The organism is Ruegeria sp. AK4 (assembly GCF_056541025.1).
Window position 1 is genome coordinate 12,630 of record NZ_JBQFXS010000020.1, and the last position, 20,241, is coordinate 32,870.

Genomic DNA, 20,241 nt, shown 5'->3' on the forward strand with positions numbered 1-20,241 from the left:
TTCCTTCGGCTTATGGTCGCTTTAGAGCTAACCACCGTGTCGCAGAGGTTGGGAGGACAGACCATGCAGAAGGTGCTTGTAACTGGTTCGTCGGGTCGGATTGGGCGGGCATTTTTTGCCGCATATCACGAGCGGTATCAGTTTGTGTTGTCCGATTTGAATGAACCCACGTACTCTGTTTCGGGTCAGCATCATTTCGTGCGATCTGATCTCTCAGAGGCAAATGCGGCAGCGGATTTGTGCCAAGGCGTGGATACCGTTGTGCATCTCGCAGGCGTACCCGACCCGAACGCACTATTTGATGATGTGCTGCCTGCCAACATATTGGCGACAACCCACTTGATCGAAGCTGCTTGTCAGGCAAACGTCCGCCGCTTCGTCTTCGCGAGCAGTGCACAAACCATCGAAGGATACCCCGTAGACCGGCAAATCGTTCCGGGAATGGCTGTTGCCCCGGCCAATCTGTACGGCGTCTCCAAGTGCTATGGGGAAGCCTTGTGTTCGCTTTATGCGACGCGGAACGGCATGTCCTGCGTCTCATTGAGAATAGGGGCGTTTGAGCCTGCCGACGGCCCGCCACTTGAAACCCTGCGTGATCTCAGCGCGTGGCTCAGTCACCGAGACGCGACGCATCTGATTGACCGGGCGATTCAAGCCGAAATCAAAGGGAGCTTTATCGCGCACGGCATCTCTAACAATCGATTTAAGCGGCTGGATCTAACCGAAACTTGCAAAGTGCTTGGGTACGCACCGCAGGACGACGCCTTTTCGACCTTTCAAATACCATCCGCCTAAAACAGGCATCCGTTCATATCGCAGCATCGAGTAGTTTGGGCTCGCTCCAGACCTTAGCTGCAAGGCCGATCAAAGCGGAAAGCGGGACTTTGCGGCCATCCGCATTTTTACTCTAAAGGACCGTAGTCAGCCCTAACCGGACGTTCTCAACTGAACTTTGCAAATCCCGACAAAGGGGGCTTTGTTGCCGTTCGTTCAATGTCAGCATTTGGTCACTGACGATACGTCGCAATCTTATACGCGGCGAAGTTGAAGAAGACGCCAAGCCCTCCTTCTATCCAACGTCGCGCGCGCTGGTAAGCCGCTACCACCGGGGTAGTGGAAAACGTGACCGCGTAAAGAACGTGGACCGCCAGAGACAGTGTTGTGGCGATCAGGATAAGCGCTAAACCCACCCATAATGGGGCCTCATTGCCAAGACCGATCCCGACGATGGCAATCCATTGCAGCGCCGCTTTCGGGTTCGTGAGTTGGATTGCTATGCCTTGCAGATAAAGGTTCTTACCGCGCGCTGCCTTAGGTTTGTGCAAATGAGCGGGCGTTGCAGCGGAGCGAAACGCCTTATAGGCGAGCCACAATAGGTATGCCGCTCCAAAGATTTTGAGAAGTGTAACGATGCCGGCAAAAGCGGTGATGAGAGCTGTAAGGCCAGCGACGGTGAAAGTCGCCCAAACAGCGGAACCAGAACCCACGCCAAGGGCCAGCTTTACCCCGGCGTCTCGCCCGCGTTCCATCGAAGTTCCGATAATAGCAAGGATGTTCGGCCCAATGCTGACGAAACCAACCGAGAAAATTCCTAGGGCCAAAAATAAACTCGAAATTTCAGGGCTCATTGGGTTTCTCCATCCAGCGTTTTTACGACCTTAACAGAATGCACCATTCAAAGAAGCCGTCATTCGCTGCGCACTGACAAACGAGCTGGTTGGGGCCCAATATTGCCGTTCTCTGCGGTTTGCATGCTTGGCGGGTCGCAGCCCAAACCGGTCATTCGCCACTCAGCTTTTGGAAGCCCTAGAACCTGACAGACCTGTGCTCTAGATCTATCTCCTGTGCCTGATTGTTTAAATGTCTAAACGCGCTGAAGCCTTTTCAGCCCGTAAAGGGATGTGACTGCACTATTATCGCTAGCAGGCCATAGGCTCCGACCAAACTCAATGCAGCCCGAAAAATCAGCGACGGTTTCGTGCTGGGTGTGTGGCCAGTCGCTGCCCCAAACTATTTTGTCCGCTGATAAAGCCGACAGTAACTCGTGGGCATGGGGGCTCAGATCGAACGGCGTTCGGTAATGTGCCGAGAATTTCATGTACAGATTTTCGCGCTGAAGGGATTTGATCGTTGTAACCATCCGGTCTCGCAGCGGGTTAGCTTCGGACGGCAATCCAAAATGATCGATTACGACTTTAAGGCCCTGATCCGTTAACGGGTCGAGGATGTCAGCCAAGCGGGAGCCTTCGAGATGAATTTCGAGATGCAGGTTCCGGGCGCGCAGTTTAACAAGAAAGTCGCTGACAGGTTTTGACCCGAAGTCAGGAATGGCCGCGCCGTGCACCAGGTTCCATCGCACACCGCGAATACCTTGATCGACTAGTGCGTCCAGCTCTTCAGCGCCGATATCGATTGGAACCACGGCGACTCCAGCAAACCGCGACTTGTCCAATCCGGCAAGGGCCGAAAGAAGCTGGGAATTATCGGCTCCCAAGAAGCTGACCTGCACAACAACTCCGCCGGACAGGCCATGTGTCCGTTGATGCTCAAGCCATTTGTCCAATGGAGCCAAGGCGTTAGGGGCATAACGCGCACCTTCAACTGCAACTAATTGTTCGTAGACATGCGCATGGCAATCGAAGTCGATCATTGGCGGGCCTCCCAAATCATATATATAACTAGTTGACTATATAGGTCAATATGAGGTAGAGGATTCCTGGGAGGAAAGAAATGGCAGCACAATTTCACACCACAGATGACAGGCTTCCGGCCTATATTCGGCTGCGCGATACTCTGGCTGCCCAAATCGCGGCAGGCGATTGGACCGCAGAGCAGCCGATTCCATCTGAAACGAAACTGGCTAAGGAGTACGGGCTGTCGGTCGGCACCGTACGCAAAAGCATCGACGGTCTCGTTGGCGAAGGTCTGCTGGAGCGGCGACAAGGCTCGGGCACATATGTCAAGGCACCGTCATTCGATGCGACGCTGTTCCGTTTCTTTCAGTGGCGCGAGGTGGATGGGTCGCAGCTATCAATCCCCTACAGCAAGTTGATCGTTCGCACACGGGCATCCGCCCCGACAGAGGCCGCAGAAGCTCTGGGAACGCACGATGTGATCAAGATCGTCAGGGTACGTAGCCTGAGTGACCTTCCGGTTTTGTTCGAGGAGATTTATGTGCCCGCGTCACTATTCGCAGGATTTGAAACACTGAATGAAGATGCGCTGGGACCGCTCCTCTACCCGATTTACTTCGAGCGCTTTGGGGTGCTGGTAAAGCGCGCCACCGACGATCTGACTTTTGGCTCGGCTGATGAAACCGTTGCCAAACAGTTGAGACTGAAAACAGGCGATCCATTGGCGGTCATTCACAGAACTGCCTTCGACATCGAGCACAAGCCCGTTGAATGGCGTATTGCTCGCGGAAGCGCGGCACAATTCCGCTATCGCAGCGAGATCAACTGACAACTGATTGTCCAGGGAGGACCAGATGACCATCCAGAAAACCATAATCTGTGCATTGACCGCTGCCACGCTGGCGACGCCGGTTTTTGCCGAATATCCCGAACGCGCCATTGAGTTGACGATCCCGGCCGGTGCCGGTGGCGGCACCGACACCAGCGCCCGCAAACTGGCTATCCTGCTGGAGGAGGCGCTGGGAACATCCATTGCGGTCCTGAATGTCGGTGGCGGCGGCGGCTCGGTCGGAGCATCGCAATTCATGCAGGCCAAGCCAGACGGGTATTCCCTATTTGCGACTTGGAACAGCCCGCTGACCACCGTTCCCCAAGTGCAGAATGTAGCCTATTCACTGGACAGCTTCACGCCCATCGCCTCGACCTCTGAGACGGCGTATACGCTGTGTGTCAAAACCGATTTCCCGGCAACGGACGGAGCCGGTTTCCTGGCCGAGCTTGAGGCCAACCCCGGTAAGTACACATATGGCAATGACGGAATCGGTGGCACAATGCAGTTGGCAGCCGAACGCATTTTCCAAGCCAAAGGTATTGACGCCGTTCCGATCCCCTTCGGCGGTGCTGGCGAGACGCTGCAAAACTTCCTTGGTGGGCATGTGGACATCTATGGCGGGTCAATCTCGACGGTATTGCCCTACGTCGAAAGTGGCGAAGCCGCTTGCCCCATCGTGACGTCGGCCGCTGACGTCGCCGCATTGCCGAATGCGTCCGGTCTGGATGCGCTTGGTATGGGAGACAAAGAAACACTGTTGTGGCGCGCAATTCTGGGGCCAAAAGACATGGATCCCGCCATTGTCGAAAAACTCGCCGACGTAATTGAAACTTCGGTAAACGACCCAAGCTATGTTGAGTTCCTAGCAACCAAAGGTGAAGTGCCCAATGTCGTGAAAGGCGATGATCTGGGTGCCCGGTTGCAAGCCGAGTTTGACGGATTGGCAGAGGTGTCCAAAAGCCTCGGGCTGTCGAACTGATGGAACAGCGTCAGGATATTGTACTTGGCCTTATCTTTATTGGGCTGGGTGGCGTCGCCGCGTGGATGGCCACATCTTATACCGGGGCAAGCGGCATCTATCCCCTGGTACTTAGCATTATCCTGACGCTTATCGGTGCAACTGTCGTTCTCAAAGCCGCGCGCGCGGGCTCGACGTATGAGCGCAAGCTGGTCGATGCGCCCGCGCAGATGCTGGTCACGATTGTGATTGGCATCATTTATGTGGCGTCGATTGTGCCGCTGGGTTTCTACCCGGCCTCTTTCCTTTTGATGCTGATGTTACCAATCGCATTGGGGTTTCGGCGCGGCCTCTATGCTCTGATCGTCGCTGCTGTTTTCATGGGTATTATCTATCTCGTCTTTTCGCTGCTTCTGGAAAAGCCGCTGCCGCGTGGGGCCCTGCCTGCACTAGTTGAACTTGGGGGCTGAGATGGAGTTCTATTCGCAGGCACTGAGCAATGTGCTGACGGTGTGGCCACTTGTTGCCATGATCGGTGCAACCCTCCTGGGGGTCTTTATCGGTGCCTTGCCTGGACTGAACCCGGTCATGGCCATAGCACTGCTGTTGCCCTTGACCTATTCGATGGACCCGCTAGTCGCCTTGGCCATGGTCGCGGGCATCTATAACGGGTCAATGTATGGCGGAGCCATTCCGGCAATCCTGTTGCGCATCCCCGGTACGCCAGCCTCGATTGCTACCACATTTGACGGCTTTCCGATGGCCGATAAGGGGGAGGCAGCCAAGGCGCTGAAAATCGCGTGTTGGTCCTCCGCTGTGGGCGGCATCGCGAGTGCTATTGCTTTGATGACCGTTGGGCCGTTGCTCGCGCGTGTCACGTTGTTCTTCGGCCCGGCAGAATACTTCTGGATCGCGATTTTCGGCATGGCGTCGGTCGGAGTGATGGTCGGTTCTGACCCGGTAAAAGGCATGATGGCGGCGGTTCTGGGGCTACTGATCGGCACCATCGGCATCGACAACCTATCAGGGCAGGCTCGCTATACATTCGATCAAACTTGGCTGTTGGGTGGCCTTGACCTGATTGTTGTTCTGGTGGGCCTTTATGCTCTGCCGCCCGTTTTGCAGTTAGCAGAAAAGTGCGACCTCAAGGGTCTGTCCGCAGCACAGCTCAAGCTGACTGATGTCCCGTTCAAAGCTGGTGAAAAGCGTAAGTTGATCCCGACCTGGCTGCGGTCTTCTGGTATCGGGATCAGCGTTGGTATTCTACCCGGTGCAGGTGGCAACATTGCCGCTTTCCTCAGCTACAACGCTGCCAAGAATGCCTCCGACGATCCTGAGAGCTTCGGTAAAGGAAATCCGCAAGGCGTCGCGGCCGCAGAATGCGGAAACAACGCCGACAACGCCGCGTCTATGATTCCGGCATTGTCTCTGGGCATCCCAGGCAATGTTGTCGCGGCTCTTGTTCTAAGCGCACTTACCATCCACGGTTTGCAGCCTGGCCCGCAGCTTTTCCACCAAAACCCTGTCCTTGTTGGCGGATTCATGATGGAGATGCTGATCACCTCTCTCCTGATTTTCCTGCTCGGAGGCGCCGTCGCCACGCGCGTATTTGCGCAATTCCAACGGCTTCCCGGTGTCTTGCTGGTGCCGTCCATCTTGATCCTGATGTGTGTGGGTGTCTACGTAATCAACGGTCGCCCGGTTGATCTGTGGGTCATGTTCCTGGCCGGAATCGCCGGGTATTTTCTTGAGAAGGTCAACGTTCCTTTAGCTCCGATCATTCTAGGCATGATCCTTGGTCCGATGGCGGAGCAAAGCGTTCGGCGGGCACTACTGATCAGCCGCGGTGACGTGACCGAACTTGTTACTCGACCGCTTTCAGCCATGTTGGCAATTGCCACACTTCTGGTCATCGCCTGGCCAATTGTTAAAGCGATGCGCAATAAGCGGTCTGCCGCCAAACCATGAGACCGGGAGCCGTAACGATTAGCGATTGCTCTCACTAGGTAAAGCAGCGACGTTTGCTTCCAGCGAACTACAGGTTTGGGACGCACGCCGAACTTTGCAAAGTCCGCTCTCTGCGCATCGCTGACCTTAAAGCACGTTGAAGCATTTTGTATTTTGGGCTCGATGCGGCCATTCTCTGCGGCTTGCATGATTGGCTGGTCGCAGCCCAAACCGGACATTCGCAACTGAACTTTTCAGTTTCCCTGGCGCGGAGAAAATGCGCGTCAGCAATCCAAAATAGCAAAGTTTGGTTATGGAATCGGGACTTTCGAATACACCTTGACGAGGCCTATAGCGCCGCGAGTTCAGGGTGGTGATAGGCCTCAGGGTACGACATTGGCTTGAATGGCCCGTTGGGCACAACGCTATTCCAACTGCGCCCGAAATAACCCTGACGACAGTGTACAAGAGACCCTGCCTCCGCAATTCCGGGCAGCGCGTATACACGGCAAAGCCAACGCCACAAGTATGGGTAATCCAGGATCCTCGCACCGTTGAGCTTCATCCGAAGATAGTAGACGGGATCGTGGCGATAGAGTGTCGGGAACAGGCGAAGATCTACTTCTGAAAAGTGGTTGCCTGTCAAATAGGGCCTGCCATCTGAGAGATGCTCCTCCAAATACTCGAGTGTCTCAAAATAGGCGTCAAAAGCTGCTTCATAGATCGTTTGATCAGACGAGAACCCGGCCTTGTAGGCACCATTGTTAATCGCTGTATATATCCGTTCGTTCAGGTCGTGAATTTGGTGGCGCGGCACTTCGTCGGGGTAAAGCCTAACGCGTTCAGCTGCCGGGATTGTGCTGCCAAGAGAATCCGCCGCAGCTTCCAACATTCGGACAATTTCAGCGCTTTCGTTGTTAACAATGCGTCCTTGTATCTTGTCATACAGGATTGGAAGAGATTGTTCTTCAGAGCCTTCGGCACGATAGATCTCTTTGGCAAGGCGCAGTCCTTTGCCGGTGCCGGTCTCGCTCGTGCATTCTGGCAAAGTCTCACCTGTGAGCGATGCAATCCGATCAGGTGCAAACTCCCATAGGTTTGGCGCTTCTGGATCGTCGTCGCTGGAGCGGTTTGGAAATGCAACGTCCATCGTGATGCTGTTTTGAAGGCCCAGCACATTGCGCGCCAGCGTGACCCTGTGACACCACGGGCAATTCAGTGCTACGAACAGGTGATAGCGATTAAGTTCTGCTGGAAACATTGGATCGCCAATGGCATGGCGAAAGCCGCTGACACCGCGCACGAATTCACCCCGTGCGCGGCGCTTGTTGATATCAGTTTGGTCTTCTTCGGTAGAAGTGTCGGTCATGACTTCAGCATCATCCTCTGAGCCGGTGATGCAAGATGATTGGCACGGCCAATTCTTCTTCATCGCTGAGATGCCGTTTCAGGAACGCTTCAATCGTGTTGCTCGTTGCATGGAGCTGTCCGGCTTCATCGTAAGCTTGCGCCTCATCAAGTGCGGATAGCTTGATCACGCGGTTCGCCGTCCGGGTAAAGTTACTCAGCACCTTATCCAGATCGGTGTGATCCTGCTCCAGCAACTCAAGCCCCGCATCAAAACGCGGGTCCGCAGCCGACAGTTCAGGGAAATAGCTGTGATCTTCCCAGCCGTGATGACCTTGCAGGTTCCCAACCAGGTTGCCGCCATAGTAGGACAGCCGCCCCACGTAGTCGTCCAACCCCATCTGGTTGCTCAAAACCCCTTCTGTATCCAGGCGAATACGTTCCGCAATACGACGGAACATCTCATGCGCGCCGAGCCAATGCTTGGTTTTTTCTTTGAAACCTGGATGGGCTTCCCAACTGTCGCGGGGGTAATGGTCAAAGAGAAACCGCATTTCTTGAGGCATGTCGTCTTGGCGAATGGTATATGTATCGAGCATCGGTTGTCTCCTTTCAGGCCAAAGATGGGAGGTCGGGCAACTGCTCGCCACTAACGAGAACGCACAGTCACTATGCGTCAGCGAACCCACGCGAAGTTGGTGCTACACAAACCGGCTAACACGCGGTTCAAGGTTTTGACGTCATGTCGAGTGAACCCGGGCAGGCTGTTACGGCCAAAGGAGCGAGTTAGGCCTGTATCGGCCCCACACTTGCGATACGCATCGCGTAAGAGCGCGGGCGGCACTCCCAGCACCGCGCATGAGTGGCTGCTCGGCTGCCCCGAAGCAGACTTCTTACCCAGATTACATTTGCTGTCTATTTTGTTCCGAGGCGCAGATTTCAGAGAAAGCGCGTGTAATTCGGTGCCAAGGCATCCACCACTAGGGTTCGCTCCAGATTTGCCGGTTCCGTTCCCAAGTTTTCTCACCTATCAAGCAGTCATAGGCATTGGTCGAAGTATACTGCGCAGATCTGACGTATTCGAGCGCCGGTATCGACGCGATTTCCAGCACCAGTTTTCGGCGCACAGCCTCTGCGAAATCCTGCCAGTCAAGCACCGGAACGACAAAAGAACCTGGCCCGCCCGTCACGCAATTCTCGTAGTAAACATCGAGGTCGTCGAGATGCCATTGGTTGCCCAAACCTTCCCGGGTCATCAGCGGCAATCCGTTTATGGTGATCAACTTTGATAGCACGGTTTCACGGGCACGGAGTACTGGGCGCCCCTGATTGTTAGGCCCGTCGCCTGAAACGTCGATCACCTTGCGCAGGCCTTGGAATTCGTTCTCTTCAATCATCGCGGCACCAAAGATCAGCGCTTCAGAGATTGAAGTTCTGCGCAGTGCGGGATTGAAACGCGTGGTAAGGACGCGCGCAAACCCTTCAAGATCAGCTCGCGTTTCCACAAGTCGCCAGTCAACAACCACTTCTTGCGTGCCGGCCCACTCGACGTATGTAAAAGCGATCCTTTGCAAAAGGCCCGACTGAACGGCCGTGAAAACCTCGTCAGACTGCAAGGCTGCGGCATAGCCCTGTCTCTGAATCTCGAGTTCTCGCTCGGTCATGGATCGAGAGACGTCGACTAGAAGAACAAGCTCTAAATCAACTTCCGTCGCCTGTGAGGCGGCAGGTACGGCTAAGAGAAATACAGATGTGAAAATAGTCAGGAATGTCTTTCGTAGCATCTCTCAACGAGTGGTGCGCTGGATCTTTAAGTCAAGCCACAAACGTATGAGGACGTGGTTGATTAGGAAAAGTAGATTCAAAACTTGAGGAAGGACGTCTGCCATAACAAGCATCAAAGCTAATCACGGCAAAACAACGATCTCAGCCCCAAAGCGGACATTCAAAATCAAGTTTTGCAGTTTCTTTTAGGCTGTAGAACCTTACCACTAGCCGCACTTGCGTGGGCTGCTTTTTTTGCGCTTCGCGTCCGAGATGTGAGCCAACAATGGCAGGTTTAACGGAATTGAGATAGATGAGAAATGGAGCTGACGTGGGCTGCCCGTAGCTATTTGGTGTTGGAACTGAGCGAAATGAATCTACAACTGGATTTTGCGCTGGCTCCGATGCAGGCCGAGAGCCTAATCTCCATGTTTCTGTTAGGCAGATGACAACCGCCTAGATCTGTTCTTTGCCCAGTAATTCTTCGATTTTAGGCAACGCTTTGTGTAAACTGTAAGCTCTAGCTGCCAACCCAACTGCACGTGGGAGGATCGAATGGACGATAGGAGCAGCCCAACCGAGGGAATGATAGACTATGTTGGGAATTCCCTCCCACAGAAGCACTCTATTCAATCCCGCACAGACGATGTTCGAGAGATGGCCGACAAAGTTTTGGCCTCATCAGATGAGATACACATTGCTGACTATGGCTGTGGCACCGGATCAAACGCGATTTTGTCAGTCAAGCCTGCCGTACAGTCTTTTGCTGACCGCTATCCAGGTCGCTCCATCTTTGTTCACCATGTCGACCAGGCGGAAAACGATTGGAATACTCTGTTTGAATGTGCTGTGAACCAAGACGGTTACTCCAACCTCTCTGCTAGCATTCGCCCCCTTGCAAGTGTGGGTAGTTTTTTCTCGATGGTTGCACCGGCATCGTCTATTGACGTTGGAACTTCATTCGGTGCGAGCCATTGGCTCAGCACACAGCCCGTTGTCTATTCAAAGGGCACGCTTTGGTTTGCAGATTTGCAGGGAGAAGCGCGCTTGAAGCTAAAAACACAAGCGCAGCGAGATTGGGAAAACTTCCTGTCTTTACGACTGCGAGAGCTACGTAGCGGCGGCAGGCTTATGGTCTCGACGTTGGGGGCAATTCCTGATGCGGGCGAGGTCAATGGAATTTGCAGTTCTGGCCGGCACACCTATCGCGCTATGTACGACGTTGCCAAAACGATGGTGAACGACGGATTGATTTCTGAACCCGGTCTTCGCGACTTCATTATGCCAATTTGGTTTATGTCCAGGGAGGAAGCTCTTGAACCCTTTCAACGCAACAAGGAATTGGCAGATGGCTTTGTGGTTGAAAGAGCAGAGGTAGCTCCAGCTCAGCAAAGCCCGCAAGATATCTTTGCAGACCGGATCAATACACCCCAAGAGTACGCAGCAAGCTATAAGGGCTTTGTTCGCTCCTTCACCGAGTCCACGTTCAGGCAATCCTTGTTACGCGGCGAATCCGAGCAGAAAACTGAAACTCTTCTGGATCAGTTTTATGATCGTTTCGAAGCGACCATCAAAGAAGGAGGGGGCAGATACGCCTTTGAAATCTGGTTGTTGACGATTGAGCTTAGAAAACAATGAGCGAACATCCACGCAGGCTTTTTTCAATCTCAATCCTTCGCAGGCTTGTCGAAATAGTTCGCCAGCCCTTTTTTGTTCTACATAGGAGTGCCAAAATGCGTTTTCTCGCCGCCATGATTCTTCTCACCCACGCCCTTCCTGCTTCAGCGAACAGCGCTCCAGAATGCGGCCAATTTACTGTCTACTTAGAAGACCTAAAGATCACGTCTGGTGGCGACGAAATCGGGGATGTCGCGGTTGGGCACGTCACGGTTTTCAGTGAAGATGGCCAGGTTGTTGGTATGCAGAATGTCACGACGCTGATAGCGCCTGGCGCAGGTGAAGGCAAAACCCAGCTTATCGTTAACGCTTACCTAACAATCGACAGCAACCAACTGATCTACTCTGGCTCCTACCCAGCCCCGAGCAGTCCCGACACTGTGCCCCATTTCGAAACTCAATTAGCGGTTGTCGGCGGCACTGGAGTGTTCCAAGGAGCGAGTGGTCAGGTGAAGTTCTTCAAAAAAGACGACAAGCGCGCTGCCGCGTTTGATTTCAAGTGCACCGGTTAACCTAGTTTTCTGGCGCTTAGGGAAGGCAGTAGCAGCCCAAACCTGACATCTAAGATCAAGCTTTGCAACTCCAACTTTGCGAACTGAGGCTTGCTCTCTAGACGACAACATTGATGGTCGCTACAAGTCCATTCGCACCCTGTACAAAAACCATAGACACTGCACTTGCCTCTGCCTTGGACATACGGTTGAACAGCCCATCGCGGGAATTGTTCGGATGGCCTTTAATGTAAAACTGCGTCGTCAACAGTTCGCGATTTCCATCAAGCAATTTTACATGAATATGTGGAGTACGCCCTGGGTAGATCGTAGGTTTAATTGTGCGGAACACATAGTTCCCGCCGTTGTCAGTTACGTCATGGCCAAAGCCTTGGAAAGCCTGATCAAAATTAACACTGCGGCGGTCGCGAGGGTGCATATAGTTGCCGTCCATGTCGCATTGCCAGATTTCGATGCGATGCTTTGCAAGGGGTTGTCCATTGGCGGCTGTAATCGTTCCACGCAGTGTAAAGACTTCGCCGCCAGCGTCTTCAACACGTCCTTTGATCTTAACGAGGTCATTATCTATATCAGGCCTCCGCATGGCCGGCGTTGGATAATACGGCCCTTCTGCGGCGTCTGGTGTGAGTACAGCCGCAGCGGCTCTCGCCCCCAGCGAACCGACGCCCATTAATCCTGCAATGCCGCCTAGAAGGTTACGGCGGGACTTACTATTCAGTTTCATAGCGTGTCCTTTCCCGCGCGGGATAGCCCCTATTGCCCATCAAAATCACACATCGTGCAGCGAACGTCACGTCCAAGTCTGCCTTCGCAACAAAGCTGCCGTTGCCAAATCGAGCGAACAAATGAAACTGACCTGCCCGAAGACAGGCCAGCACCGGCTCCTTGGGGTTAACTTAGTGACTTCCAGAAGACGACTTTGTCATCCCCCACCGCCCAGAAATCCCTGATACGAGCTTCCTCGCTGTAGCCGTTCTTGCGATAGAACTCGCGTGTCTGTGCGAACTCATCTGTACTTGAAGTGTCAGCTATCAAGATGCGCTGTCCACGCTTCTTGAGTTCGATCTCAAGATGCCTAGCGATGGCACCGCCAAAACCTTTACCCTGCTCGGTTGGCAGAATTGCGATGGCAAACATGTTCCATGCACCTTCGGCAAGTTCCTCTGGGGCTGCGTAGCAGAAGCCCACGGCCTTACCGTTTGCTTTGCATGTCAGCCAAATATCAGAGCTTTCACCGTCGGATAGGAAGCCATCCACCATGTCAGGAAGCATTTCACTAGGGAAAAGCTCCGTGCCGTTAAGCACCTCCTGCAAGGCAGCGATATCGTCTTGCTTTGTCAGTCGTATTTTCATTGGTCTTTCGTCTTTCTTCGTGCCGTCAAACAAGCAAAGATGCTTGATGTGACGGGCGCAAAGCTCATGCATCGGTGATGTTAGTTTGATTGTTCACGAGCCATGCAAAAAGGAAAGCCTGCCGCTTTTACGCAGGCTCTATTTAGCTTGGTCGTCCTGCCGTTCAGGACTTAGCGGTTTCCCGCAATCGTAAACATAAAATCTCCATCGCCTAGCTTCCGCGCCAAGCGCATTAACAGGGTATCAGTGCAGTAACTTACGAGCAAGACGACGTCAGCGACAGATCCAGGCCGAAGCAGACACTCACAGTCAGGCTTTTCAGTAGTGCACCAAGCCGTTGGCTAGGTAATGCGCGACGTCCGGGAGATCATGTTGTCTTTTCCAATCAACGTAATTTGCGCTACCAATAGACATGAATGGAGACCGCAGACTTTCCGCAGTACTCTCTGCTGATGTAGTAAACTACTCAGGCCAGATGAAGGCAGATGAAAATAGGACCCTCAGCGAACTTCGTGTTCTACGTCGAGAGTTATTTGATCCTTTGGTCAAGCTTCTAGTTGCCTTAGCGACTGGTCCAGCCCAAACCGGACATTCCCAACTAAACTTTGCAGCTACCGATAGGGGACATTGCGGACGTTGCTCCAAATTGGCCAATGACCGCTTTGCCTGCGGCCGATATCTCTCAAGGTCCAGAAATTCGCTATTCACCCCAATAAAGCTCGCATTTCACTGTTTTCCAGGAGAGCGGAAGACCTAGCGTTGTTGATGGCCGTTCTGACCATAGCTTGTGCTAGTTCATCGGATGTCACGCCGATAGACGGAGCTAGGCTTTGAAGCGGTGCAAACAGATAGTCTACCGGTTTCCATCTTCTTCGTTCCGATGGGGCGATGTAGCCGGGGCGAAAGGCAAACTTGCGTTTGATATGGGAGGCGAAAAAAACAGTCTCAGCTTCACCTTTGACTTTCAAAGCAAACGACATGCCACCCCCGTCGGCTCGCGCACCTTGGGCCGAGAGCAGGCAGAATGTTGCTTCCGGCGTTGTTTCCTCACAAGCCCGTACAAGGTTGATCAGCCAATCGACGGTGATCTCGGAATAAGCCTCCCTACTGACGCGGGCTGAGTAGGTTGCCAGACAATGAAACACCGTGTCGATACTGGTCAGATACTGGGTATATGAGTCTGAGTTCCCGAAATCCGTAAAGCTGACGTCGGTCAGCTTGGCGTGATTGCGACCCGAAGATCTCCGCCCAAGAGAAACAACCTCTGTTACGCTCTCCTCCTCCAGCAATGCAGTCAGAACAGATGACCCGACCATGCCGGTTGCCCCTGTAAGCAGAACGCGCCCGAGGGCTCTTACGGTGGGATCATCCGACATTGTCGCGTCGCTCCGCTTCCGCCTTCAGGCCGCGATTAAATGCCTGGTAGCCCTCCAGGTACAATTTCGCCAACCGTCCACCCATCAGGAAAGTCATGCCGCCGATGATCTCGTCCGATTGCACGAACCGGGTCTTTCCATCTGCGGCGGCCTCAACCTTGAAATGGTGGTTATCGCGGATGCCGCCGGGTCCTCTTTCAGCCCAGTAGAACTCGTGGCCGTCTACCATAGTGATCGTGTGATCAATCCGTGTGAGCTTGTCCTTGTTGGGATCCAGCTGGAAGGCAACATTGATGCTTTCACCGTCCGCGATCTGGCCTTCGATTCCCACAAGGAACGCAGCCCAGGAGCTGTAGTTGGCAGTATCGGTTAGAACCGCCCAAACGGCTTCGGGCACCGTGTTGATGATGATGTCGGTGTGGATTTTGTGATGAGAGAAGCTGACCTTCTCAGTTCTACCAGTTTCCATGATCTTCCTTTTTTTGATCGGTTCAAGCCTCTAGAGGCGCGGCGCGGAGCGCCGTCTCAACGGTGATCCGCCCGAACCGGCCACGCATGCGCTGCGACCGGAAGAGGTAGATAGAAATGAGAGTGTAGTTGATGCACTCCACCACGAAGTTGCGGTAGCGATCTGGGTTTTGCAGCATGTCGAAGGTTTGGACCGCGCACATCGTGGCAAGTGCTGTAAACATCACAAGCATTGCGATGGGCGTGTAGCGCCAGCGCAAAGTGTAACCGGCAAGGAACGTGGCCCCCGACACAGTGATCAAAACCCAATGTAGGGTCTGCATGCCAATTGGGAATGTCTCGTTTTGTAGGGGCATCAGCGGGGCAAATCCTGCGAAGTGCTCCAGAAAGCCTAAGAGACCCCAGCTGAGCATGATCAGAGCAGCGAGGATCAACAACAAACTGAAGATGCGTGAAAGTGTTTTTTGCATGATCTACCGTCCCGGAGACTCGGCTCCCAAATGATTGATGTGAATTGGAAGGTTACCTGGCAGGGCCTAAGCCCCGACCGCCGACGTCTCTAGAAAATTGCGGATATCGTATTCGATGTCGCCTTCGTATCGCGGGGCGTAGGTGTCATAGGCGCGCGCGAGTTTTCCATAGCGGTCATCAATGCGAACCTTGTTGTAGGCATGACTAACCGCGAAAAATTCGCGGGCTTTCAGCTGATTAAGCACCCGCTTTACAAACTGGTCCGTCGGCATGCCAAGGCCCAGGCTCATCTCGGAAACTACCAAGCCGGGCATGATCAGGGCCACGTCCATGAAGTCCGGCGTCTCTTCAGCCAGAAGTTCCGTGATGGCTAAAAGGGCATGCTTGGACGAGACATAGGCATGTGAGGAAGGTACGGCCGTGAAGACACTGTTTTCGGAGCCAAGATTGTAGATCGCGCATGGTGTTCCGCGGTCGAGCATTCTGCGCCCAAAGACCTGAATTCCATTGAGCGTTCCGAATATGTTGATCTCATAGACACACCGGAACACATCCAGATCCATGTCGATCAGCGGCGTGGGATCCTGGCCGATGCCAGCGTTGTTGATGAGCACATCAACCAGACCAAACTCTGCCTCGGCATAGTCTGCCAGCGCTTCCACTTGTTCGCGATCCGCGACATCGCAGGCGGTTCCCGCCACTTTGATCCCTTTGGCTTTCAATTCCGCCACTGTCTCTTGAACGCGATCCATACGGCGACCGCAGATGATGACTTTTGCGCCTTCCAACCCCGTCTGGAGGGCGAGCTCTTTACCGATCCCCGTCGCGGAGCCGGTGATGACAACGGTCTTGCTCTTGAAATCTTGCATGATCTTTCCTTTTGGGAGGTCAGCACTGTCGCTTCTGGAATGGATGGCGGGGTCAGATTTTGAAGGATCGGCCGGTAAGCTCTTCGGACAGGGCCCATAGCCGGGTAGCAATCTCGATATTCACGGTAATCGGATCGCGGGTGGCCACTCCGACCTCCCCACTCATTTCCTGGGGGCCGGTGGGGCCGTAGTAATCGCCTCCTTGGACATCCGTGGACAGGGCGGCGTACAGGGTGGGTTTCGCGGCTTCTTCTGGAGAATGTAGGAACTGTTTAACTTGTGCCTTCATCTGCGCGAGCTGATCCGGGGCAACGTTATGGAACAGACCGGACTCAGAACCGCCGGGATGGACGGACAGTGCTTTTAGCCTACGCCCAGAAGCCCGTAGGCGACGGTTTAGCTCGTCCCCAAACAAAAGGTTCGCGAGTTTCGATTGACCATAAGCAATGCCGCCATCCTGGCCACAGGTCAGATCATCAAACTCGATGGTGGCACCCTTGTGCCCGAGGCTTGAAAGCGCCACGATCCGGGATGCCGGATCGTCTGGCACGAGGTCGATCAGTAACGCCGTCAAAAGAAAATGACCGAGGTGATTGGTCGCGAATTGCAGTTCGATCCCATCGCCATTCGTCTCAGCGGTGTAAAGCAGGATGCCCGCATTGTTGATCAGCACGTCGAGCTTCGCATAGCGCGCGCGGAACGCCTCGGCAAAGCTTCTGACGGAGGCAAAATCGCCTAGGTTTAGCGGCATCACATCAAGCGACGCTGACGGCACGCGTGCCAGCACGTCGTCCCGAGCGGTTTTTGCCTTTTCGAGATTGCGGCAGGCCATCACTACATGGAACCCGGCCTGGGCCATGCCGATTGTTGTTTCAAATCCGATGCCATTGTTGGCTCCGGTGACAATGGCAATTTTTTGGGAAGTGGTGGTCATGAATGGCTCCACAAACTTTACATTTGATGTCTGATTGTAAATATTGACAGTCATCCACGCAATGTCAATATGCCCTTTATGAAAAATCGCGACGCCCACATCCTCGACGCAGCAGTCCGACTCTTTCTTCGTTTCGGGGTTAAACGGACAAGCATGAACGACATTGCGGAAGAAGCAGGGTTATCGCGACAGACGCTCTACAAGGCATTCGCCAATAAAGACGCAGTTTTACAGGCCACGATCCGATCAATGGCGGACAAGGTTGTCGTAGACATTGAGGCCGGGCTAATGAATGCAACGGGACTCAGTGCGCAATTGGATGTGATCTTCCAGCACACCGTGATTGAGCACTACGATGTCCTTCAATCCTCGCCGAATGCCGAAGACATCATTGCGGGCGTAACCGCTTCTTCGCAGGAGGAGCTTGAAGCAGGTGCTCAACGGAACACTGAGATTATTGCCCGAATTTTAGAGCCTTTCTCGGATGACCTTAGGGCTGCGGATTTGTCGGTGGCCCAATATGCAGACTTTATCCAACGCACTGCGACGGCGGCAAAATACACGGCGAAAAACAGAAAGCACTTAGTGCAACTGCTCGATGCACTCCGCGTCTCTGTGCTGAAGGTAGTCAACGTGAATTAGTTTAAAGAATGCCCAATGCAAAATTTGATGCGCGCCGCAGCGTCGGGCACAATGGACTCGTAGTCGACCTTCGCTACCTCTCGCATAATTGGCTGTAAGCAGCCCGAAGCAGACATTCAGAGACGGACTTTGCAAAGTCCGAAGGACGGAATAGGCGGACTTTTTTGCCTATTTAGAGATCATGCAAACATCATTCAACTTGAGAACCGGTGTGGTAGCTTGGTCGAGTGAGTTCATGAGATCAGTCCAATTGGAGAACGACCATGCGTCATATTGATATGTTTCGGACACTGCCAAAAGCAGCCATGGCCTTTATAGCGTCTGTATCGATGGCTTGGGGATGCACTGGCATCATGTTGACAGGACAGGATGGAAGCATCGTTCGCGCTAGGACCGCCGAATGGGGGCCGTTCGATCTTGAGACAAAGATTAACATCATTCCGCGAGGTTTCACGTATTCCGCAGGCGAAATGCCAGATGGGCAAGACGGAGCAAACTGGACCGGCCGATTTGGAATGGTCGGTATCAGCATGTTGGATCATGGGGCTCCCGCAGATGGGATCAACGAAGCTGGATTGACCGCCGGATTGTTTTATCTGCCCGGATTTACCGAGTATCAGGAGTACGATCCTGACCTTGCTGACAACACGATCCCCGGCGATTTGCTAGCCAGCTATGTTCTTTCCCAGTTTGAGACGGTTGAAGAGGCTGCCACCGGGTTGGCGGATGTCCGTGTCGTCGGGGTCGTGGATGAGACTCTCGGATTTCCCTTCCCCTTTCACATGTTGGTTGCTGACCGGCTCGGCGGAAAGATCGTGGTTGAGTACATTGATGGCGAGCTGACGATTTTCGATGCCCCGCTTGGCGTCATCACCAATTCGCCAAACTACGATTGGCACATGACGAACCTAAACAACTACGTAAACCTGTCGGCCCTTGGGCTTCCGGAAGTTGAGGCAAGTGGCGTTACTTTCGCGCCCCTTGGCGCTGGGAGTGGAATGATAGGGCTGCCAGGCGACTTCACACCCCCATCCCGGTTTGTCCGCGCAGTCGCCTTTTCCCAGACGGCGCGGGAGACGCAAGGTGGCTATGACACCGTGCGCGAGGCGTTTCGCATTCTGGATAATTTCAACATTCCGGCCGATGCAGCGGAGGGCGCTCAAGACGATGTGCAATCGGACGACCTACTTTACAGCGCAACGCAGATCACGACCGCTGCGGACTCCCTAAACCTTGTCTACTACTATCACACGATGTACGACCGAACGGTGCACATGGTCGATATGAAGCAAGTTGACTTCGGAGCTATGGGAGACGAGATGATCGTCTTTGAAACCAGCGGTGATCGAGAACCCACGTTGGTCGATGTGACCCCAACGAATTGACGCAATAGCATGTGGGCCGTGGCGGCATCACCGCTTGCTGCGGCCCAATACAACTTTGGAATAGAGGGTTTGCCGCTCCAGCGAATTAGCGGCGTTAAGCTCGAAGCCGCGTTCACCACTGTTCGCTCTAATGACGAGTGGCAGCCCGAAGCGGACCTTCATCACTAGGCTTAGCAATCTCTGAGATGCGGACAAAGCGAGCTTTTGCAGCACTCGCACCAAAGTCTGGTCCTCGTTGCTCCGGAACCAGACGCAACCGACCTTTGCTACTAAGCTCGCACGGGTGAGTAGGATTAATAAGTTGCTCTGCCACCAGAGAGATCAAAAACGGCGCCAGTGTTGAACGTGCACGCGGTCGAACTGAGCCACATTACCAGTTCGGCGACTTCTTCGATTTCTCCTAGGCGCTTCATTGGCGATTTGTCGATCATGATTTGAACAAACTTTGGAGTCATCTGTTCGAGGATTGCGGTTTTAACGGCAGCAGGCGCGACGCAATTCACACGAATATTTGTTTCCGCCAGTTCCTTGGCCAAAGATTTGGTGAAGCCAATAACTCCCGCCTTTGCCGCGCTATATGCAGATGCGTTTGGGGTCCCTTCTTTGCCAGCAAGGGATGCCATATTTGTAATTCGCCCGAACCCGGCCCGGCGCATGACAGGAACCACAGCGTGGCACAGCCGAAAGGTTCCAGTCAGATTTACGTCAATGATCTTTTGCCATTCATCTGGGTCATATTCTGTGACAGGAATTGTCGACCCTGCAAACCCGGCGTTGTGTGAAAGAAAGTCGATGCCTCCAAGTTGTTGCACGGTGTCCGCAACAGCGCTTCTGATCTGCTTCAGATCGCTCACATCTACCTGACAAAACTGATGCGGGATATTTACGTTTTCTGGCAGTGCCAGGTCCCAGATTGCAACTTGCGCGCCAGCGGCGTGATAGTGGCGGGCAATCTCTGCTCCAATGCCGTTTGATCCGCCCGTGACAACCGCCACGCGTCCCGAAAAATCATAAGAAACATTGCTCATGAACTGCGACCGAATGAAATTTTTGACATAGTCGACACCCAGACC

22 protein-coding genes are annotated in these 20,241 nt (G+C 53.7%); 9 read left to right on the forward strand and 13 right to left on the reverse strand.

All coding sequences use genetic code 11. The annotated features are described in order from the left end of the window. Positions 1-63 precede the first annotated feature (63 nt). Complete coding sequence (locus ACR0EZ_RS21535) at positions 64-795, forward strand: NAD-dependent epimerase/dehydratase family protein (protein WP_480616785.1); 732 nt, start codon at positions 64-66, stop codon at positions 793-795. A gap of 212 nt (positions 796-1,007) precedes the next feature. Here the strand turns inward: ACR0EZ_RS21535 and ACR0EZ_RS21540 are convergent, their stop codons facing one another. Next, positions 1,008-1,628: a LysE family translocator gene (locus ACR0EZ_RS21540; RefSeq protein ID WP_480616787.1), complete on the reverse strand. Its 621-nt coding sequence runs from the start codon at positions 1,626-1,628 to the stop codon at positions 1,008-1,010. Positions 1,629-1,864: 236 nt separating this feature from the next. After that, the gene (locus tag ACR0EZ_RS21545) at positions 1,865-2,650 is read right to left on the reverse strand and encodes an amidohydrolase family protein (RefSeq protein WP_480616789.1); all 786 of its coding nucleotides are present in this window, start codon (positions 2,648-2,650) and stop codon (positions 1,865-1,867) included. An 80-nt stretch (positions 2,651-2,730) separates the two neighbouring features. Here ACR0EZ_RS21545 and ACR0EZ_RS21550 point away from each other — a divergent pair, with 80 nt between their 5' ends. From ACR0EZ_RS21550 to ACR0EZ_RS21565, 4 genes are read left to right on the forward strand one after another with little or no spacing between them, the layout of a single operon-like run. Then, entirely contained in the window at positions 2,731-3,462 is a 732-nt protein-coding gene (locus ACR0EZ_RS21550) for a GntR family transcriptional regulator (RefSeq protein ID WP_480616791.1), read from the forward strand. A gap of 25 nt (positions 3,463-3,487) precedes the next feature. Further along, a complete protein-coding gene (locus tag ACR0EZ_RS21555) occupies positions 3,488-4,444 on the forward strand; it encodes a tripartite tricarboxylate transporter substrate binding protein (RefSeq protein ID WP_480616793.1) in 957 nt (318 codons plus the stop codon). Then, the gene (locus tag ACR0EZ_RS21560) at positions 4,444-4,893 is read left to right on the forward strand and encodes a tripartite tricarboxylate transporter TctB family protein (protein ID WP_480616795.1); all 450 of its coding nucleotides are present in this window, start codon (positions 4,444-4,446) and stop codon (positions 4,891-4,893) included. Before ACR0EZ_RS21555 ends, ACR0EZ_RS21560 begins: the two co-directional genes overlap by 1 nt. Position 4,894: 1 nt before the next feature. Next, positions 4,895-6,391 carry a tripartite tricarboxylate transporter permease gene (locus ACR0EZ_RS21565; RefSeq protein WP_480616797.1) on the forward strand — a complete coding sequence of 499 codons (1,497 nt, stop codon included), beginning with the start codon at positions 4,895-4,897 and terminating at the stop codon, positions 6,389-6,391. A 328-nt stretch (positions 6,392-6,719) separates the two neighbouring features. Here ACR0EZ_RS21565 and ACR0EZ_RS21570 read toward each other — a convergent pair whose 3' ends face one another. From ACR0EZ_RS21570 to ACR0EZ_RS21580, 3 genes are all read right to left on the reverse strand, one after another. Next, complete coding sequence (locus ACR0EZ_RS21570) at positions 6,720-7,739, reverse strand: glutathione S-transferase C-terminal domain-containing protein (RefSeq protein WP_480616799.1); 1,020 nt, start codon at positions 7,737-7,739, stop codon at positions 6,720-6,722. A 10-nt stretch (positions 7,740-7,749) separates the two neighbouring features. Next, a complete protein-coding gene (locus tag ACR0EZ_RS21575; protein ID WP_480616801.1) occupies positions 7,750-8,316 on the reverse strand; it encodes a hemerythrin domain-containing protein in 567 nt (188 codons plus the stop codon). A gap of 381 nt (positions 8,317-8,697) precedes the next feature. After that, positions 8,698-9,501: a DUF1194 domain-containing protein gene (locus tag ACR0EZ_RS21580; RefSeq protein ID WP_480616803.1), complete on the reverse strand. Its 804-nt coding sequence runs from the start codon at positions 9,499-9,501 to the stop codon at positions 8,698-8,700. A 637-nt stretch (positions 9,502-10,138) separates the two neighbouring features. Here ACR0EZ_RS21580 and ACR0EZ_RS21585 point away from each other — a divergent pair. Further along, the gene (locus tag ACR0EZ_RS21585) at positions 10,139-11,119 is read left to right on the forward strand and encodes a class I SAM-dependent methyltransferase (RefSeq protein ID WP_480616804.1); all 981 of its coding nucleotides are present in this window, start codon (positions 10,139-10,141) and stop codon (positions 11,117-11,119) included. Positions 11,120-11,214: 95 nt separating this feature from the next. Then, complete coding sequence (locus tag ACR0EZ_RS21590) at positions 11,215-11,670, forward strand: hypothetical protein (RefSeq protein ID WP_480616806.1); 456 nt, start codon at positions 11,215-11,217, stop codon at positions 11,668-11,670. A gap of 97 nt (positions 11,671-11,767) precedes the next feature. Here the strand turns inward: ACR0EZ_RS21590 and ACR0EZ_RS21595 are convergent, their stop codons facing one another. From ACR0EZ_RS21595 to ACR0EZ_RS21625, 7 genes are all read right to left on the reverse strand, one after another. After that, positions 11,768-12,394, reverse strand: coding sequence for a dioxygenase family protein (locus ACR0EZ_RS21595; protein WP_480616808.1), 627 nt, complete (start codon positions 12,392-12,394; stop codon positions 11,768-11,770). Between the two features lie 167 nt (positions 12,395-12,561). Continuing rightward, positions 12,562-13,095: an N-acetyltransferase family protein gene (locus tag ACR0EZ_RS21600; RefSeq protein WP_480616810.1), complete on the reverse strand. Its 534-nt coding sequence runs from the start codon at positions 13,093-13,095 to the stop codon at positions 12,562-12,564. 632 nt (positions 13,096-13,727) lie between these two features. Then, complete coding sequence (locus tag ACR0EZ_RS21605) at positions 13,728-14,399, reverse strand: NAD-dependent epimerase/dehydratase family protein (RefSeq protein ID WP_480616812.1); 672 nt, start codon at positions 14,397-14,399, stop codon at positions 13,728-13,730. Next, positions 14,389-14,868 carry an SRPBCC family protein gene (locus ACR0EZ_RS21610; protein ID WP_480616814.1) on the reverse strand — a complete coding sequence of 160 codons (480 nt, stop codon included), beginning with the start codon at positions 14,866-14,868 and terminating at the stop codon, positions 14,389-14,391. Before ACR0EZ_RS21610 ends, ACR0EZ_RS21605 begins: the two co-directional genes overlap by 11 nt. 22 nt (positions 14,869-14,890) lie before the next feature. Then, a complete protein-coding gene (locus ACR0EZ_RS21615; protein WP_480616816.1) occupies positions 14,891-15,337 on the reverse strand; it encodes a hypothetical protein in 447 nt (148 codons plus the stop codon). 66 nt (positions 15,338-15,403) lie between these two features. Then, positions 15,404-16,207, reverse strand: coding sequence for an SDR family NAD(P)-dependent oxidoreductase (locus ACR0EZ_RS21620; protein WP_480616818.1), 804 nt, complete (start codon positions 16,205-16,207; stop codon positions 15,404-15,406). Positions 16,208-16,259: 52 nt separating this feature from the next. Further along, positions 16,260-17,141, reverse strand: a complete 882-nt coding sequence (locus ACR0EZ_RS21625) for an oxidoreductase (RefSeq protein ID WP_480616820.1) — start codon at positions 17,139-17,141, stop codon at positions 16,260-16,262. A gap of 78 nt (positions 17,142-17,219) precedes the next feature. Between ACR0EZ_RS21625 and ACR0EZ_RS21630 the strand changes: the two genes are divergently transcribed. Next, positions 17,220-17,783 (forward strand): TetR/AcrR family transcriptional regulator, encoded by a 564-nt coding sequence (locus ACR0EZ_RS21630; protein WP_480616822.1) that lies wholly within the window; start codon positions 17,220-17,222, stop codon positions 17,781-17,783. 263 nt (positions 17,784-18,046) lie between these two features. Then, entirely contained in the window at positions 18,047-19,168 is a 1,122-nt protein-coding gene (locus ACR0EZ_RS21635) for a linear amide C-N hydrolase (RefSeq protein WP_480616824.1), read from the forward strand. Between the two features lie 293 nt (positions 19,169-19,461). Here ACR0EZ_RS21635 and ACR0EZ_RS21640 read toward each other — a convergent pair whose 3' ends face one another. Further along, positions 19,462-20,196: an SDR family NAD(P)-dependent oxidoreductase gene (locus ACR0EZ_RS21640; protein ID WP_480616826.1), complete on the reverse strand. Its 735-nt coding sequence runs from the start codon at positions 20,194-20,196 to the stop codon at positions 19,462-19,464. Between the last annotated feature and the right edge of the window lie 45 nt (positions 20,197-20,241).

Coding starts and splice junctions, on each gene's coding strand:
- ACR0EZ_RS21575 (WP_480616801.1), bottom strand. CDS start 8,316: ATGCTCGATACATATACCATTCGCCAAGACGACATGCCTCAAGAAATG.
- ACR0EZ_RS21570 (WP_480616799.1), bottom strand. CDS start 7,739: ATGACCGACACTTCTACCGAAGAAGACCAAACTGATATCAACAAGCGC.
- ACR0EZ_RS21610 (WP_480616814.1), bottom strand. CDS start 14,868: ATGGAAACTGGTAGAACTGAGAAGGTCAGCTTCTCTCATCACAAAATC.
- ACR0EZ_RS21615 (WP_480616816.1), bottom strand. CDS start 15,337: ATGCAAAAAACACTTTCACGCATCTTCAGTTTGTTGTTGATCCTCGCT.
- ACR0EZ_RS21585 (WP_480616804.1), top strand. CDS start 10,139: ATGGCCGACAAAGTTTTGGCCTCATCAGATGAGATACACATTGCTGAC.
- ACR0EZ_RS21600 (WP_480616810.1), bottom strand. CDS start 13,095: ATGCATGAGCTTTGCGCCCGTCACATCAAGCATCTTTGCTTGTTTGAC.
- ACR0EZ_RS21605 (WP_480616812.1), bottom strand. CDS start 14,399: ATGTCGGATGATCCCACCGTAAGAGCCCTCGGGCGCGTTCTGCTTACA.
- ACR0EZ_RS21565 (WP_480616797.1), top strand. CDS start 4,895: ATGGAGTTCTATTCGCAGGCACTGAGCAATGTGCTGACGGTGTGGCCA.
- ACR0EZ_RS21555 (WP_480616793.1), top strand. CDS start 3,488: ATGACCATCCAGAAAACCATAATCTGTGCATTGACCGCTGCCACGCTG.
- ACR0EZ_RS21640 (WP_480616826.1), bottom strand. CDS start 20,196: ATGAGCAATGTTTCTTATGATTTTTCGGGACGCGTGGCGGTTGTCACG.
- ACR0EZ_RS21580 (WP_480616803.1), bottom strand. CDS start 9,501: ATGCTACGAAAGACATTCCTGACTATTTTCACATCTGTATTTCTCTTA.
- ACR0EZ_RS21595 (WP_480616808.1), bottom strand. CDS start 12,394: ATGAAACTGAATAGTAAGTCCCGCCGTAACCTTCTAGGCGGCATTGCA.
- ACR0EZ_RS21540 (WP_480616787.1), bottom strand. CDS start 1,628: ATGAGCCCTGAAATTTCGAGTTTATTTTTGGCCCTAGGAATTTTCTCG.
- ACR0EZ_RS21625 (WP_480616820.1), bottom strand. CDS start 17,141: ATGACCACCACTTCCCAAAAAATTGCCATTGTCACCGGAGCCAACAAT.
- ACR0EZ_RS21535 (WP_480616785.1), top strand. CDS start 64: ATGCAGAAGGTGCTTGTAACTGGTTCGTCGGGTCGGATTGGGCGGGCA.
- ACR0EZ_RS21620 (WP_480616818.1), bottom strand. CDS start 16,207: ATGCAAGATTTCAAGAGCAAGACCGTTGTCATCACCGGCTCCGCGACG.
- ACR0EZ_RS21550 (WP_480616791.1), top strand. CDS start 2,731: ATGGCAGCACAATTTCACACCACAGATGACAGGCTTCCGGCCTATATT.
- ACR0EZ_RS21560 (WP_480616795.1), top strand. CDS start 4,444: ATGGAACAGCGTCAGGATATTGTACTTGGCCTTATCTTTATTGGGCTG.
- ACR0EZ_RS21635 (WP_480616824.1), top strand. CDS start 18,047: ATGCGTCATATTGATATGTTTCGGACACTGCCAAAAGCAGCCATGGCC.
- ACR0EZ_RS21630 (WP_480616822.1), top strand. CDS start 17,220: ATGAAAAATCGCGACGCCCACATCCTCGACGCAGCAGTCCGACTCTTT.
- ACR0EZ_RS21590 (WP_480616806.1), top strand. CDS start 11,215: ATGCGTTTTCTCGCCGCCATGATTCTTCTCACCCACGCCCTTCCTGCT.
- ACR0EZ_RS21545 (WP_480616789.1), bottom strand. CDS start 2,650: ATGATCGACTTCGATTGCCATGCGCATGTCTACGAACAATTAGTTGCA.